Genomic DNA, 14,317 nt, shown 5'->3' with positions numbered 1-14,317 from the left:
CCAACAAGGAGAGCAGGGAACCCAGATGGCGGAGCTCACGATCCGGCCGGAGGAGATCCGGGACGCGCTGGAGAACTTTGTCCAGTCGTACCAGCCGGACGCGGCCTCGCGCGAGGAGGTCGGAACGGTAAGCGTTGCCGGCGACGGCATCGCGAAGGTCGAGGGTCTTCCCTCGGCCATGGCGAACGAGCTGCTGAAGTTCGAGGACGGCACCCTCGGTCTCGCCCTCAACCTTGAGGAGCGGGAGATCGGTGCGATCGTCCTCGGCGAGTTCAGCGGTATCGAGGAGGGCCAGCCGGTGCAGCGCACCGGTGAGGTGCTCTCCGTCGGCGTCGGCGAGGGTTACCTCGGCCGCGTCGTCGACCCGCTCGGCAACCCGATCGACGGTCTCGGCGAGATCGCGACCGAAAGCCGTCGCGCCCTCGAGCTGCAGGCCCCCGGCGTCATGGTCCGCAAGTCGGTCCACGAGCCGATGCAGACCGGCTACAAGGCCGTCGACGCGATGGTGCCGATCGGCCGTGGCCAGCGTCAGCTGATCATTGGTGACCGTCAGACCGGCAAGACCGCTCTGGCCGTCGACACGATCATCAACCAGCGCGACAACTGGCGCTCGGGCGACGTGAACAAGCAGGTTCGCTGCATCTACGTCGCCATCGGTCAGAAGGGCTCCACCATCGCGTCCGTACGCGGTGCGCTGGAGGAGGCGGGCGCGCTCGAGTACACGACGATCGTCGCCGCCCCGGCTTCCGACCCGGCCGGCTTCAAGTACCTCGCCCCGTACACCGGTTCGGCCATCGGCCAGCACTGGATGTACGCCGGCAAGCACGTCCTGATCATCTTCGACGACCTGTCGAAGCAGGCCGACGCCTACCGCTCCGTGTCGCTGCTGCTGCGCCGTCCGCCGGGCCGTGAGGCCTACCCGGGCGACGTCTTCTACCTGCACTCGCGTCTGCTCGAGCGCTGCGCGAAGCTCTCGGACGACATGGGTGCCGGTTCGATGACCGGTCTTCCGATCGTCGAGACCCGCGCGAACGACGTGTCGGCGTTCATTCCGACCAACGTCATCTCGATCACCGACGGCCAGTGCTTCCTGGAGTCCGACCTGTTCAACGCGGGCCAGCGCCCGGCGCTGAACGTCGGTATCTCGGTCTCGCGTGTCGGTGGCTCCGCCCAGCACAAGGCCATGAAGCAGGTTTCCGGCCGACTCCGCGTGGACCTGGCCCAGTACCGCGAGCTGGAGGCGTTCGCCGCCTTCGGTTCCGACCTGGACGCGGCCTCCAAGGCGTCGCTGGAGCGCGGTAAGCGCATGGTCGAGCTGCTGAAGCAGCCGCAGTACGCGCCGTTCCCGGTCGAGGAGCAGGTTGTCTCCGTCTGGGCCGGCACCACCGGCAAGATGGACGAGGTACCGGTCGAGGACATCCGTCGCTTCGAGGCCGAGCTGCTGGAGTACCTGCGCCGCGAGCGCAAGGACCTCCTCACCTCGATCCGCGAGGGCGGCAAGATGTCGGACGACACGCTCCAGTCCGTCGGCGACGCCATCGCGGCCTTCAAGCGGCAGTTCGAGACCTCGGACGGCCAGCTCCTGGGCGAGGACGCGCCGGCCGTCAACGTCTCCAAGTGACGACGGAAGGGACCTGACTCATGGGAGCGCAGCTCCGGGTCTACAAGCGTCGCATCCAAGCCGTCACCGCGACCAAGAAGATCACCAAGGCGATGGAGATGATCGCCGCCTCGCGCATTGTCAAGGCACAGCGCAGGGTGGCGGCATCGATGCCGTACGCGACCGAGCTCACCCGTGCGGTGACCGCGGTGGCGACCGGCTCCACCACCCAGCACCCCCTGACCACCGAGGTCGAGGCGCCGACCCGCGCCGCGGTTCTGCTCGTCACGAGCGACCGCGGTCTGGCCGGCGGCTACTCCTCCAACGCCATCAAGGCGGCGGAGCGGCTCCGTGAGCGGCTCAGCGGCGAGGGCAAGGAGGTCGACACGTACATCGTCGGCCGTAAGGGTGTGGCCTACTACGGCTTCCGCGAGCGCAAGGTCGCGGAAGCGTGGACCGGCTTCACCGACAGCCCGACCTACGCGGACGCCAAGATGGTTGCCGCACCGCTGATCGAGGCCATCCAGACGGAGACGGCCGAGGGCGGTGTGGACGAGCTGCACATCGTCTTCACGGAATTCGTGTCGATGATGACGCAGAACCCGGTGGACAACCGGATGCTGCCGCTCTCGCTCGACAAGGCTTCGGAGGAGGACGGTGCGAAGGGCGAGATCCTTCCGCTGTTCGACTTCGAGCCGTCGGCGGAGGACGTCCTCGACGCCCTGCTGCCGCGCTACGTCGAGAGCCGTATCTACAACGCACTGCTTCAGGCCGCCGCTTCCGAGCACGCCGCCCGTCGTCGTGCGATGAAGTCGGCGACCGACAACGCCGGGGATCTCATCAAGAGCCTCTCCCGGCTTGCCAACGCGGCCCGCCAGGCCGAAATCACCCAGGAAATCAGCGAGATCGTCGGTGGCGCCAGCGCTCTGGCCGACGCGACCGCGGGGAGTGACAAGTAATGACGACCACTGTTGAGACGGCCGCCGCCACGGGCCGCGTCGCCCGGGTCATCGGCCCGGTCGTCGACGTGGAGTTCCCCGTCGACGCGATGCCGGAGATCTACAACGCGCTGCACGTCTCCGTTGACGACCCGGCCGAGGAGGGCGCGCGCAAGCTGCTGACCCTCGAGGTAGCCCAGCACCTGGGTGAGGGCCTCGTCCGCGCGATCTCGATGCAGCCCACCGACGGTCTGGTCCGCCAGGCCCCGGTGACCAACACGGGCGAGGGCATCACCGTCCCCGTCGGTGACATCACCAAGGGCAAGGTGTTCAACACCCTTGGTCAGATCCTGAACGTGCCGGAGGCCGAGGCTCAGATCACCGAGCGCTGGCCGATCCACCGCAAGGCCCCGGCCTTCGACCAGCTCGAGTCCAAGACCGAGATGTTCGAGACCGGCCTGAAGGTCGTCGACCTTCTCACCCCGTACGTCAAGGGTGGAAAGATCGGTCTGTTCGGTGGTGCGGGCGTCGGCAAGACGGTCCTCATCCAGGAAATGATCATGCGTGTGGCGAAGCTGCACGAGGGTGTCTCGGTGTTCGCCGGTGTCGGTGAGCGCACCCGTGAGGGCAACGACCTCATCGACGAGATGACCGACTCGGGTGTTCTGGACAAGACCGCGCTGGTCTTCGGCCAGATGGACGAGCCGCCGGGCACGCGTCTGCGCGTCGCCCTGTCCGCCCTGACCATGGCGGAGTACTTCCGCGATGTGCAGAAGCAGGACGTGCTGCTCTTCATCGACAACATCTTCCGCTTCACCCAGGCCGGCTCCGAGGTCTCCACGCTGCTCGGCCGTATGCCGTCCGCGGTGGGTTACCAGCCGACCCTGGCTGACGAGATGGGTGTGCTCCAGGAGCGCATCACCTCGACGCGTGGTCACTCGATCACCTCGATGCAGGCGATCTACGTCCCCGCGGACGACCTGACCGACCCGGCGCCGGCGACCACCTTCGCCCACCTGGACGCGACGACCGTTCTGTCGCGTCCGATCTCGGAGAAGGGCATCTACCCGGCGGTCGACCCGCTGGACTCGACGTCCCGCATCCTGGACCCGCGCTACATCACGCAGGACCACTACGACGCGGCCAGCCGCGTCAAGGGAATCCTTCAGAAGTACAAGGACCTCCAGGACATCATCGCGATCCTCGGTATCGACGAGCTGGGCGAGGAGGACAAGCTCGTTGTCCACCGTGCCCGTCGCGTCGAGCGCTTCCTGTCGCAGAACACCCACGCCGCCAAGCAGTTCACCGGCCTGGACGGTTCGGACGTTCCGCTCGACGAGTCGATCGCCGCGTTCAACGCGATCTGCGACGGCGACTACGACCACTTCCCCGAGCAGGCGTTCTTCATGTGCGGTGGCATTGACGACCTCAAGGCCAAGGCCAAGGAGCTCGGCGTCTCCTGAACGCAGTGAGCCGCGCGAGTCGAAGTGACTCACGTGACTCGTGGGAGAGGGGCGGGTGCGTCCCGCCCCTCTCCGTACGCCCCCTAGAATTGACCCAACACCCGGCACAACCGCCGGGTGGTGACCCGAGGAGCCACCTTGGCTGCTGAGCTGCACGTCGAGCTGGTCGCGGCGGACCGTAACGTCTGGTCCGGCGAGGCCACCCTGGTCGTCGCGCGCACCACGTCCGGCGACATCGGCGTCATGCCCGGTCACCAGCCGCTGCTGGGTGTGCTGGAGTCGGGCCCGGTGACGATCCGTACGAGCGACGGCGGCACTGTCGTCGCCGCTGTGCACGGCGGGTTCATCTCGTTCGCCGACAACAAGCTGTCTCTGCTCGCGGAGATCGCCGAGCTGGCTGACGAGATCGACCCCGCGCGCGCCGAGCGGGCGCTGGAGCGGGCGAAGGCGGAGGCTGATGCCGCCGCCGAGCGCCGCGCCGCCGTACGACTGAGCGCGGTTGCGGGACACTGAGTCCCGCAGCGACGAGTTTGACCTCAGCCGCGGCCCGTACTGGACTCTCCAGGGCGGGTCGCGGCTGAAGCGATACATCGGGAACTTCGGTTCCGTAACTGGTACTGGCACTGGATGATGCGAGGAGGTCGGTGGAGATGTTCCTCGCTCTGCTCGTGAGCGGCTCGGTAGTCGCGCTGGTACTGGTGGGACTGTTCGTCTTCGGGCTGCGCCGGCGGCTGATCCAGCGCTCCGGCGGCACCTTCGACTGCAGTCTGCGCTGGAACATCCCCGAGGAGCCCGACCGCTCCGGCAAGGGGTGGGTGTACGGCGTCGCACGCTACAGCGGCGACCGCATCGACTGGTTCCGCGTCTTCTCCTACGCCCCCCGCCCGCGCCGCGTCCTCGAACGCTCGGCGATCGAGGTGCTCTCGCGCCGCGTCCCCGAGGGCGAGGAGGAGCTGGCGCTGCTGTCCGACGCCTGCATCCTCGGCTGCGCGCACCGCGGTACACGGCTGGAGCTGGCGATGAGCGAGGACGCCCTCACCGGTTTCCTCGCCTGGCTGGAGGCCGCGCCTCCGGGCCAGCGCGTCAACGTGGCGTAGACGGCGAAACGCAATCGGGGGACGGGCCGCGGCCCGTCCCCCCGACTATTTCAAGCCTTTATGCTGTAGATCTCTACTACTTCAGCCCGTTGTTGATCGCGGTCACCAGTTCGCCGTTGGCGGTGTCGCCGCTGAACTCCCAGAAGAACGCGCCTCCCAGGCCCTGGCCCTTCGCCCAGCTCATCTTGGAGCCGATGGTGGCGGGGGTGTCGTAGCTCCACCAGTCGGTGCCGCAGTGCGCGTAGGCGGTGCCGGCGACGGTGCCGTTCGCCGGGCACTTGGTCTTGAGGACCTTGTAGTCCTCGATGCCCGACTCGTACGTACCGGCGGCGGCGCCGGTCGCGGTGCCGCCCGGCTCCTTCTGCGTGACGCCGGTCCAGCCGCGCCCGTAGAAGCCGATGCCGAGCAGCAGCTTCTTCGCGGGGACGCCCTGGGCCTTGAGCTTGGCGATGGCCTCCGCCGAGTTGAAGCCGGCCTGCGGGATGCCGGCGTACGAGGTCAGCGGGGAGTGCGGGGCCGTCGGGCCCTTCGCCGCCCAGGCGCCGAAGAAGTCGTACGTCATCACGTTGTACCAGTCGGAGTACGCGGCCGCTCCGGCGTAGTCGGTGGCGTCGATCTTGCCGCCGGCCGAGGCGTCGGCCGTGATCGCGGCCGTGACCAGGTTGTTCGTACCGAACTTGCCGCGCATCGCCTGCATCATGTTCTTGAACGCGGCCGGGCCGCTGGTGTCGCAGGACAGACCGCAGGCGTTCGGGTACTCCCAGTCCAGGTCGATGCCGTCGAAGACGTCGGCCCAGCGCGGGTCCTCCACCAGCTTGTAACAGGAGTCGGCGAACGCGGCCGGGTTCTTGACCGCCTCGGTGAAGCCGCCGGACCAGGTCCAGCCGCCGAACGACCACAGCACCTTGATGTGCGGGTACTTCGCCTTGAGCTTGCGCAGCTGGTTGAAGTTGCCGCGCAGCGGCTGGTCCCAGGTGTCGGCCTTGCCGTCGACGCTCTGGTCGGCGGTGTACGCCTTGTCTATCGCCGCGAAGCTGTCGCCCATGGTGCACTTGCCACCTTGGACGTTGCCGAACGAGTAGTTGATGTGCGTGATCTTCGCGGCGGAGCCCGAGGTGTCCAGGTTCTTCACGTGGTAGTTGCGTCCGTAGATGCCCCACTCGGTGAAGTAGCCGAGCTTGACCTGGTCGCCGGGGCCGGGGCCCGGGTCGGTGCCGCCGCCGGTGGTCCTGACCGCGCGGGCGCCGCTGACCGGGCCCGTCTGGTCGGCGGTGTCACGGGCCTGGACCGAGTACGAGTAGTCGGTACCCGCGCTCAGGCCGGTGTCCGTGTACGACGGGGTGGTGACCGTCGCGACCTTGGCGCCGTCGCGCAGCACGTCGTAGTTCTTGACGCCCTTGTCGTCGGTGGCCGCTGTCCAGGACAGCTTCACCGACGTGTCGGTGATGGTGCTCGCGGAGGGGGTGCCGGGCGCGGTCGGCGGGGTGTCGCCGGGTACGGAACCGCCGTCGCAGGAGCCGCCGTTGAGCTTGCAGCCGCTGGGGGAGCCGGTGCCGGTGCCGTTGAAGCCGAAGGACACGCTGGCGCCGGGGGCGAGGTTGCCGCCCCAGGACTTGTTCTTGGCGGTCCAGTGGTTGCCCGAGTTGGTGACGTCGGCGTCCCAGGCGGAGGTGACGGCCGTACCGGCGGGGAAGTCCCACTCCACGGTCCAGGTGCTGAGGGTGGTGGTGCCGGTGTTCTTCACCGTCCACTTGCCCTCGAAGCCGGTGCCCCAGTCGGACGCCTTCGTGTAGGAGGCGGTCGCGGACGTGGCGGCCTGCGCGGGGGAGGCCAGGCCGACCATGGCGGCCAGCGGGACGACCAGCGCGGTGAGACCGGCTGCCGCCCTGGTTCTGAAGCGGGTGCGTAGGGGGGTGGTTGTACTCAAGGGTGCTCCCAAGAGAGAGGTCCGGCGGTGAACGGGGATGGGACCTGCGCCGCCTGGCGAGCACTTCTTGACATGACACGCTCACCACTGCGGTGCGGCGAGCGTAGGAAGGTCTGGACCAATCGTCAAGAGGTCTGGACCAGAGGAGTCCCTGTGGCGGACACCCGCCGGACATCGGGCCGTCAGATACCCAACTCCTGAGCCAGTACGGCCGCTTGCACCCGGCTCCGCAGCTCCAGCTTCCCCAGCAGACGGCTCACATGGGTCTTCACCGTGGCCTCGGCCATGGTCAGACGCCGGGCGATCTCCGCGTTCGACAGCCCCTCACCGAGGCACGACAGCACCTCGCGCTCCCGCCGGGTCAGCGAAGCCAGGGCCTCCGGGCCCGGCGCGTTCGCCGGCCGTACGGGAGCGGGCGAGGCGAACTCCGCGATCAGCCGGCGCGTCACGGCGGGCGCGATCATGCCCTCGCCGCGCGCCACGGTCCGTACCGCCTCGATCAGGTCCTTCGCGTCGGTGTTCTTCAGCAGGAAGCCCGCCGCCCCGGCGCGCAGCGCCCCGAAGACGTACTCGTCGAGATCGAACGTCGTCAGCATCAGGACGTCGGCGAGCTGCTCCGCCACCACCTGGCGGGTGGCCGACACACCGTCGAGGCGCGGCATCTGCACGTCCATCAGCACCAGGTCGGGACGCAGCTCGCGCGCCATCGCGACCGCCGCCTCGCCGTCCGGGGCCTCCCCGACGACCTCGATGTCCGGCGCGCTGTTGAGGATGAGCACCAGGCCCGCCCGTACGGCCGACTGGTCCTCCGCGACCAGCACACGAATCGTCATGCGTAGAGCTCCGTATCGTCCTCTGCGGGCAGCCGCGCCCGTACCTGCCAGATCTTCGTGCCGTCCGCGGCGGTGACCGGGCCCGCCTCCAGCGTTCCGTCGAGCAGCGTCACGCGCTCGCGCATCCCCACCAGGCCCGCTCCCGAGCCGGGCGCGCGCGGGCCGGGCCGGTCGCCGTACGCGCTGCTCACGCCCACGGTCAGCGTGTGGTCGCGGTGGGCCAGCGTGACGGTGACGGGGCCGGGCGAGGCGTGCTTGAGCGCGTTGGTGAGGGACTCCTGGACGATGCGGTACGCGGCCATCTCGACCGGCGCCGGCAGCCGGACGCCCGGTGCGCGGGTGTCGTCGAGGACGAAGACGAGCCCGCTGTCGGCGCCGACGGTACGGACCTGGGCGACGAGCGCGTCGAGCCCGTCGAGCGAGGGGGCCACCGCGGGTTCCTGGTCGCCGCTGGTGTCCCGGAGCAGTCCGATGAGCCGGCGCATCTCGGACAGGCCTTGGACGCTGTTCTCACGGATGACGGCCAGGGCTTCCGCCGACGCCCCGGGCTCGTCGATGGACAGTGCGGCCGTGGAGTGGATCGCGATGGCGGAGAGGTTGTTGGCGACCATGTCGTGCAGTTCGCGCGCCATCCGGGAGCGCTCGGCCGTGACGGCCTGGGCGCGGTCGATCTCGGCCAGCAGGGCGGTCTGCTCGGCGCGCAGCCGGGCCGCCTCCGCCGCCTGGCGGTGGTTGCGCAGGGTGGCGCCGGTGAGTGCGGGCCCGAAGGAGACCAGTCCGGTGACGACGCCGATGAGCAGCGCTTCCGGCCGGCGGAGCCAGGCCAGGGCCGCGATCGTCATGGCCACGGTGATCAGGCCGGTGATGACGGGGATGCGGCGGGCCGCGCCGGGGGTGCCGTACACCACGGCGGCGTACATCAGGTCCGTGTACATGAGGATCGTCGCCAGATTGCCGTCGGTGAACTCGTTCGCGATCACGGCGACCGTGCTGGCGAGCAGAGCCGTGCGGGGGCACGACCTGCGCAGCAGCTCCAGGAAGGACATCACCGCGAGCGGTACGAGGGTCACCCACGACGGCAGGAGGTCGCGGACGGCGGAGGTGTGCAGCCCGAGGCCCCACAGCAGGACTCCGCCGAGCAGGCCGATCACCGCGAGCAGGACGCCGACGCGGTGCGGGCGGGGGAAGCGGGTCACGTCACCATCCAACACAGCGCGCACCGGCTCGTCGTCCCCGCGCGGGGTGAGCCGGGGCTACATCGAAGGATGCAGTGCCGGTTCGTCACTGGCGACGACGCTTCGGGGGCCCGCGGACGGGAGGGTGGGAAGCACAACGGGAGGAGAGTGAACACCGTGATCGTCACGCTGATCATCATCTGCGAAGTCGGCTTCTGGGTACTGCTGGCCGGGGGCCTGGCCCTGCGCTACCTGGCGAAGATGCCGCGCGCCGGGGCGGCCGTACTGCTCATGGAGCCGCTGCTGGAGGTGGTGCTGCTGGTCGTCACGGCCGTCGACCTGAAGAACGGCGCGGAACCCGACTGGAAGCACGGGCTCGCCGCCGTCTACATCGGCTTCACGGTCGCGCTCGGCCACCGCACCATCAAGTGGGTCGACGCCCAGTTCGCCCACCGCTTCGCGGGCGGACCCGCTCCGGTGCGGCCGCCGAAGTACGGGACGGCGCGCGCGGTGCACGAGTGGAAGACCGCGGGGCTGTGGATGCTGGCGGCGGCGATCGCGACGGGGCTGCTCCAGGCGGCGATCTGGTACGTCGGCGGGGACGGGGAGACCGGGTCGCTGCGGGCGTGGCAGCAGAAGATGCTGTTCGTGATCGGCATCAACGCGGTCATCGCCGCGTCGTACACGCTCTTCCCGAAGCAGGAGCCGGCGGGGGACCGGGAGCGGGTGGGGTAGGCGGGCCGCGGGGGTTCCCGCGGCCCGCCGCCGGCGGCCGCCTCTACCGCTCGCCGCCCGGTACCCACAGCACGTCCCCGACCTCCTTGTTGGCCACCCTGGCCAGGATGAAAAGGAGGTCGGACAGGCGGTTCAGATACGTCGCCGTCAGCGGGTTCATCACCTCGCCGTGGACCTCGAACGCCGCCCACGTCGACCGCTCCGCCCGCCGCACCACCGTGCACGCCTGATGCAGCAGCGCCGCTCCCGGCGTACCCCCCGGCAGGATGAAGCTGCGCAGCTTCTCCAGTTCCTCCAGGAAGCGGTCGCAGTCCGCCTCCAGCTTGTCGATGTACGACTGCTCGACGCGAAGCGGCGGGTACTTGGGGTCCTCGACCACCGGAGTCGACAGATCCGCCCCCACGTCGAAGAGGTCGTTCTGGACCCGGACGAGGACCTTGACCACGGCCTCGTCGAGCTGGCCGAGGGCGATCGCCGTCCCGATGGCGGCATTGGCCTCATTGGCGTCGGCGTACGCCGAGATCCGCAGATCGGTCTTGGCGGTGCGGCTCATGTCGCCCAGGGCGGTGGTGCCCTTGTCGCCGGTACGGGTGTAGATGCGCGTCAGGTTGACCATGCGGCCAGCCTAGTTACGCTCCGGCCTTCCGGAAGACCCGTGTGCCCACCGTCACGGCGGCCACCACCAGCGCGGCGGACATCAGGACGCCGTAGAGCATCGCCGTACCGGTGTAGTCCCCCACGTACCCGGCCCGCATCGCGTCCACCAGATACCGGAACGGCATGAAGTGCGACAGCACGTCCAGCCATCCCGGCGCCAGCGCCATCGGCAGCATCAGGCCCGAGAGCAGCATCGAAGGCATGCTCACCCCGTTGATCAGCGGCCCGAAGTCCTGCGGCCGGGACACCTTGAGCGCGAGGGCGTACGACAGCGAGGCGAGCGCGATCGTCAGTACGCCCACGAACGCGAAGCCGGTCAGGATGCCGCCCAGCGGAGCGCGCAGCCCGAGCGCGGTCGCGGCCAGCACCACCAGCACCGCCTGGAACACGAAGAGCGCGGCGTCCCGCAGTACGCGCCCCAGGAGCAGCGCGAGCCGGCTGACGGGGGTGGCCCGCATCCGCTCCAGTACGCCGTGCTGCTGCTCGATGATGACCGAGAAACCGGCGAACAGGGCGCCGAACAAACCGAGTTGGAGGAGCAGGCCCGGAACGAGGACCTGCCACGAATCGCCCTGCGAGCCGAGTGGAAGATTGGTCAGCAAGGGCCCGAAGAAGACGAGGTAGAGCAGCGGCATCAGGGCGCCGAAGAGCATCTGGAACTTCGAGCGCAGCGTCTGGCGGGCGTAGCGCCCGAAGAGGAGCGCGGTGTCGGAAAGAAGAACGCTCATGGCCGGATCTCCTGAACGGCGAGGGGAGTGGGGTCCACGGGCGCGGGGACGCGTCCGGTGACGGCGAGGAAGGTGTCCTGGAGGGTGGCGTCGATGGAGCCGCCGTACCGGAGCTTGAGGGCGCTCGGCGTTCCCTCGGCCGCGACCAGGCCCTTGTCGACGACGACCAGTCGGTCGGAGAGCGCGTCGGCCTCGTCGAGGTAGTGGGTGGTGAGGAACACCGTGGTGCCGTACTCGTCGCGCAGCCGGCGCACCAGCTGCCAGAGCGCTGCCCGGCTGCCCGGGTCCAGCCCGGTGGTGGGCTCGTCGAGGAAGAGCACCTCGGGCCGGTGGGTGAGGCCCATGGCGATGTCGAGCCGCCGCCGCTGACCGCCCGACAGCGCCGCGCACTTGTGGTCCATCAGCTCGGTGAGACCGAGATCCCGCGCCAGTTCCCCGGCGCGGGCGGTCGCCTCGGCCCTGGAGAGCCGGTGGAGGCGGCCCTGGGTGACCAGTTCCTCCCGTACGGACACCTGTGGGTCCAGGCCGCCGGACTGGGCGACGTAACCGATCTTCCGCCGTACGCCCCCGGGGTCCAGGAGGAGGTCATGACCGGCGACGGTGGCCGCGCCGCCGGTCGGTGCGAGGAGCGTGGTGAGCATCCGCAGGGTGGTCGTCTTGCCTGCGCCGTTGGGGCCGAGGAAGCCGAGGATCTCGCCGGGTTCGACGGTCAGGTCGATGCCGCGGACGGCTTCGACGGGACCCGCCTTGGCCGAGAAGGTCCGGGTGAGTCCGGCCGTACTGATGATTGCCATGCCCCAAGAAAAGCAGAGGCGCTTAAAGTTTGCAATGACTCCAAGTTTGATTCGCTCCCAGCGAAGCTACGATGGGCGCATGGCCGAGGGACTGAGAGAGCGCAAGAAGCGGCAGACCAGGCAGCACATCTCCGATGTGGCCACGGGTCTCTTCCTGGAGCGGGGCTTCGACGCGGTGACGGTGGCCGAGATCGCCGAGGCGGCGGACGTCTCCGTCAATACCGTCTACAACTACTTCCCGGCGAAGGAAGATCTCTTCTTCGACCGCAGCAAGGGCATCGTCGACCGGCTGCCGCGCTATGTGCGCGGCCGTGACAAGGGCGAGTCGGCGGCCGCCGCCGTCCTGCGCGAACTGCACCGCGAGGTCGAAGAGGTCGCCCCGTCCATCGGCCTGATCGACGGTTACGCCGGCTTCATGCGCGTCGTACTGGAGGCGCAGGCCCTGCGCTCCCGGCTCTGGGCCATCCAGCAGGAGGTCGTCGAGAGCCTGGAGCGGACCCTGCGCGAGGAGACGGGCGCGGTCGACGGCGATCCGCTGCCGGCCCTGATGGCCGGGCAGCTCGCCTGGCTCCAGTCCACCCTCATGGGGTGGATCGGTGGCGAGATGGTCAAGGGCCGCAAGGCCGTGGAGGTCTCCCGTGAAGCTCTCGTCCTGCTCGACGGGATGGAGGAACTGCTGAGCGAGAAGGCGCTCAACTACGCGGTACGGGCCGCCGAATGAGGCGTACCGGTGTGATGTCCGTCATTTGAGACGTGACGCGCATCTCTTCGCCGACACACGACCCCTCACGGACGCTAATCTCCGCCGGAGAGCCTGAAGTAAACAGGTGTTAAGGCCGAAGGAATCAAGGGGTGTGTCGTGGCCAGGAAGCTCGCCGTCATCGGAGCCGGACTCATGGGGTCCGGAATCGCGCAGGTCTCGGCGCAGGCGGGCTGGGACGTCGTGCTGCGCGATGTCACCGACGCGGCGCTGACCCGCGGCCGTGACGGCATCAAGGGCTCGTACGACAAGTTCGTGTCCAAGGGCAAGCTGGACGCCGCGGACGCCGAGGCGGCGCTGGGCCGCATCACCACGACCACCGACCTCGACGCGGTCGCCGACGCCGACATCGTCGTCGAGGCCGTCTTCGAGAAGCTCGAGGTCAAGCACGAGATCTTCCGCGCGCTCGACAAGATCGTGCGCGAGGACGCGGTGCTCGCGTCCAACACCTCCGCCATCCCGATCACCAAGATCGCGGCCGTGACGGAGCGTCCGGAGCGGGTCGTGGGCGCGCACTTCTTCTCGCCCGTGCCGATGATGCAGCTCTGCGAGCTCGTACGGGGCTACAAGACCAGTGACGAAACGCTCGCGACGACGCGGGAGTTCGCCGAGTCCGTCGGCAAGACCTGCATCGTCGTCAACCGCGACGTGGCAGGCTTCGTCACCACGCGCCTCATCTCGGCCCTCGTGGTCGAGGCCGCGAAGCTGTACGAGTCGGGCGTGGCCTCGGCCGAGGACATCGACATCGCCTGCAAGCTGGGCTTCGGGCACGCCATGGGCCCGCTCGCGACGGCGGACCTGACCGGCGTCGACATCCTGCTGCACGCGACCAGCAACATCTACACGGAGTCGCAGGACGAGAAGTTCGCTCCGCCGGAGCTGATGCGCCGGATGGTTGATGCCGGTGACATCGGCCGCAAGAGCGGGCAGGGCTTCTACAAGCACTGATGCCGTGTCAGCCCCTGGGGGTCACTCCCAGGGGTGAATTCGGTATCGGTTCGCTTACGGACGGCAACTTCCTGGCCCGTCAGGCAGTCAGTTGGGTGCAGGGAATGAAACACGACACGGAGAACTGACGCACTCTCGGGGAGCGCATATGCACATCAGGGGCGACCACGTCGAGCTGGTCGTCGGGGGCCGCCTCGACGTCCGCAGCGCGGCGGACGCCCGTACGGTTCTGCACTCGGCCGTCGACGACGGTGTCGGCGATCTGGTGCTGGACCTGACCGAGCTGGATTCCTGGGACGCCACCGGGCTTGGCGTGATCATGGGCGCCCACCGGCGGGCCGGGCGGGCCGGCCGGCGGCTCGTGCTGCGCGGCGTACCGGCCCAGATGCAGCGCCTGCTGGTGGCGACCAGACTGCACCGCATTCTCGCCATCGAGGGCGGCCTCGCCGCCGAGTCGCTGCCGCGCGTCTGAGCCGCACGGCGCACTTGAGCCGCACGGCGCACTTGAGCGCACGGCGTTACGGCGCGAAGCGGCGCGATCCGTACGGCGGACGCACAATCCTCACGAGACTGTGACGTCCCGGGCTGGGTGGCACCCCTCTGGTTCCCGGATACTGTGCGAAGGTCTAGGGTTCGGTCGCCTGCCGATTGGCGAACCCGAG

15 protein-coding genes are annotated in these 14,317 nt (G+C 69.0%); 9 read left to right on the top strand and 6 right to left on the bottom strand.

Annotation, left to right across the window (positions count from 1 at the left end; all coding sequences use genetic code 11):
- The first annotated feature begins 25 nt into the window (after positions 1–25).
- The 5 genes from atpA (at position 26) to AS594_RS11390 (ending at position 5,098) form a co-directional block, all read left to right on the top strand.
- Positions 26–1,621, top strand: coding sequence for a F0F1 ATP synthase subunit alpha (gene atpA / locus AS594_RS11410; RefSeq protein ID WP_069926911.1), 1,596 nt, complete (start codon positions 26–28; stop codon positions 1,619–1,621).
- A gap of 20 nt (positions 1,622–1,641) precedes the next feature.
- A complete protein-coding gene (locus AS594_RS11405; protein WP_069926910.1) occupies positions 1,642–2,559 on the top strand; it encodes a F0F1 ATP synthase subunit gamma in 918 nt (305 codons plus the stop codon).
- Positions 2,559–4,001 carry a F0F1 ATP synthase subunit beta gene (atpD, locus tag AS594_RS11400; RefSeq protein ID WP_069926909.1) on the top strand — a complete coding sequence of 481 codons (1,443 nt, stop codon included), beginning with the start codon at positions 2,559–2,561 and terminating at the stop codon, positions 3,999–4,001. Before AS594_RS11405 ends, atpD begins: the two co-directional genes overlap by 1 nt.
- Positions 4,002–4,139: 138 nt before the next feature.
- Positions 4,140–4,514, top strand: coding sequence for a F0F1 ATP synthase subunit epsilon (locus AS594_RS11395; protein WP_069926908.1), 375 nt, complete (start codon positions 4,140–4,142; stop codon positions 4,512–4,514).
- A 137-nt stretch (positions 4,515–4,651) separates the two neighbouring features.
- The gene (locus AS594_RS11390; protein WP_069930442.1) at positions 4,652–5,098 is read left to right on the top strand and encodes a DUF2550 domain-containing protein; all 447 of its coding nucleotides are present in this window, start codon (positions 4,652–4,654) and stop codon (positions 5,096–5,098) included.
- 76 nt (positions 5,099–5,174) lie between these two features.
- Here the strand turns inward: AS594_RS11390 and AS594_RS11385 are convergent, their stop codons facing one another.
- The 3 genes from AS594_RS11385 to AS594_RS11375 all read right to left on the bottom strand — a co-directional run bounded on the left by AS594_RS11385 (position 5,175) and on the right by AS594_RS11375 (position 9,054).
- The gene (locus AS594_RS11385) at positions 5,175–7,025 is read right to left on the bottom strand and encodes a glycoside hydrolase family 18 chitinase (protein WP_069933030.1); all 1,851 of its coding nucleotides are present in this window, start codon (positions 7,023–7,025) and stop codon (positions 5,175–5,177) included.
- 182 nt (positions 7,026–7,207) lie between these two features.
- Positions 7,208–7,858 carry a response regulator gene (locus AS594_RS11380; protein WP_069926906.1) on the bottom strand — a complete coding sequence of 217 codons (651 nt, stop codon included), beginning with the start codon at positions 7,856–7,858 and terminating at the stop codon, positions 7,208–7,210.
- On the bottom strand, positions 7,855–9,054 hold the full coding sequence (locus AS594_RS11375) for a sensor histidine kinase (protein WP_069933031.1): 1,200 nt from the start codon (positions 9,052–9,054) through the stop codon (positions 7,855–7,857). Before AS594_RS11375 ends, AS594_RS11380 begins: the two co-directional genes overlap by 4 nt.
- A 156-nt stretch (positions 9,055–9,210) precedes the next feature.
- Between AS594_RS11375 and AS594_RS11370 the strand changes: the two genes are divergently transcribed.
- A complete protein-coding gene (locus AS594_RS11370) occupies positions 9,211–9,768 on the top strand; it encodes a hypothetical protein (RefSeq protein ID WP_069933937.1) in 558 nt (185 codons plus the stop codon).
- 43 nt (positions 9,769–9,811) lie between these two features.
- Here the strand turns inward: AS594_RS11370 and AS594_RS11365 are convergent, their stop codons facing one another.
- The 3 genes from AS594_RS11365 to AS594_RS11355 are packed head-to-tail and all read right to left on the bottom strand — an operon-like array spanning position 9,812 to position 11,947.
- Positions 9,812–10,384: a cob(I)yrinic acid a,c-diamide adenosyltransferase gene (locus AS594_RS11365; RefSeq protein WP_069926904.1), complete on the bottom strand. Its 573-nt coding sequence runs from the start codon at positions 10,382–10,384 to the stop codon at positions 9,812–9,814.
- Between the two features lie 13 nt (positions 10,385–10,397).
- Positions 10,398–11,153 (bottom strand): ABC transporter permease, encoded by a 756-nt coding sequence (locus AS594_RS11360; protein ID WP_069926903.1) that lies wholly within the window; start codon positions 11,151–11,153, stop codon positions 10,398–10,400.
- Positions 11,150–11,947 carry an ABC transporter ATP-binding protein gene (locus AS594_RS11355; RefSeq protein ID WP_069926902.1) on the bottom strand — a complete coding sequence of 266 codons (798 nt, stop codon included), beginning with the start codon at positions 11,945–11,947 and terminating at the stop codon, positions 11,150–11,152. Before AS594_RS11355 ends, AS594_RS11360 begins: the two co-directional genes overlap by 4 nt.
- A gap of 79 nt (positions 11,948–12,026) precedes the next feature.
- Between AS594_RS11355 and AS594_RS11350 the strand changes: the two genes are divergently transcribed.
- The 3 genes from AS594_RS11350 to AS594_RS11340 all read left to right on the top strand — a co-directional run bounded on the left by AS594_RS11350 (position 12,027) and on the right by AS594_RS11340 (position 14,127).
- Positions 12,027–12,668, top strand: coding sequence for a TetR/AcrR family transcriptional regulator (locus AS594_RS11350; protein WP_069926901.1), 642 nt, complete (start codon positions 12,027–12,029; stop codon positions 12,666–12,668).
- 138 nt (positions 12,669–12,806) lie between these two features.
- Entirely contained in the window at positions 12,807–13,655 is an 849-nt protein-coding gene (locus AS594_RS11345) for a 3-hydroxyacyl-CoA dehydrogenase family protein (RefSeq protein WP_069926900.1), read from the top strand.
- A gap of 148 nt (positions 13,656–13,803) precedes the next feature.
- On the top strand, positions 13,804–14,127 hold the full coding sequence (locus AS594_RS11340) for an STAS domain-containing protein (RefSeq protein ID WP_069926899.1): 324 nt from the start codon (positions 13,804–13,806) through the stop codon (positions 14,125–14,127).
- Positions 14,128–14,317 lie beyond the last annotated feature (190 nt).

Source organism: Streptomyces agglomeratus (genome assembly GCF_001746415.1).
Classification (GTDB): domain Bacteria; phylum Actinomycetota; class Actinomycetes; order Streptomycetales; family Streptomycetaceae; genus Streptomyces; species Streptomyces agglomeratus.
This window is presented reverse-complemented; position numbering and strand designations above follow the sequence as displayed.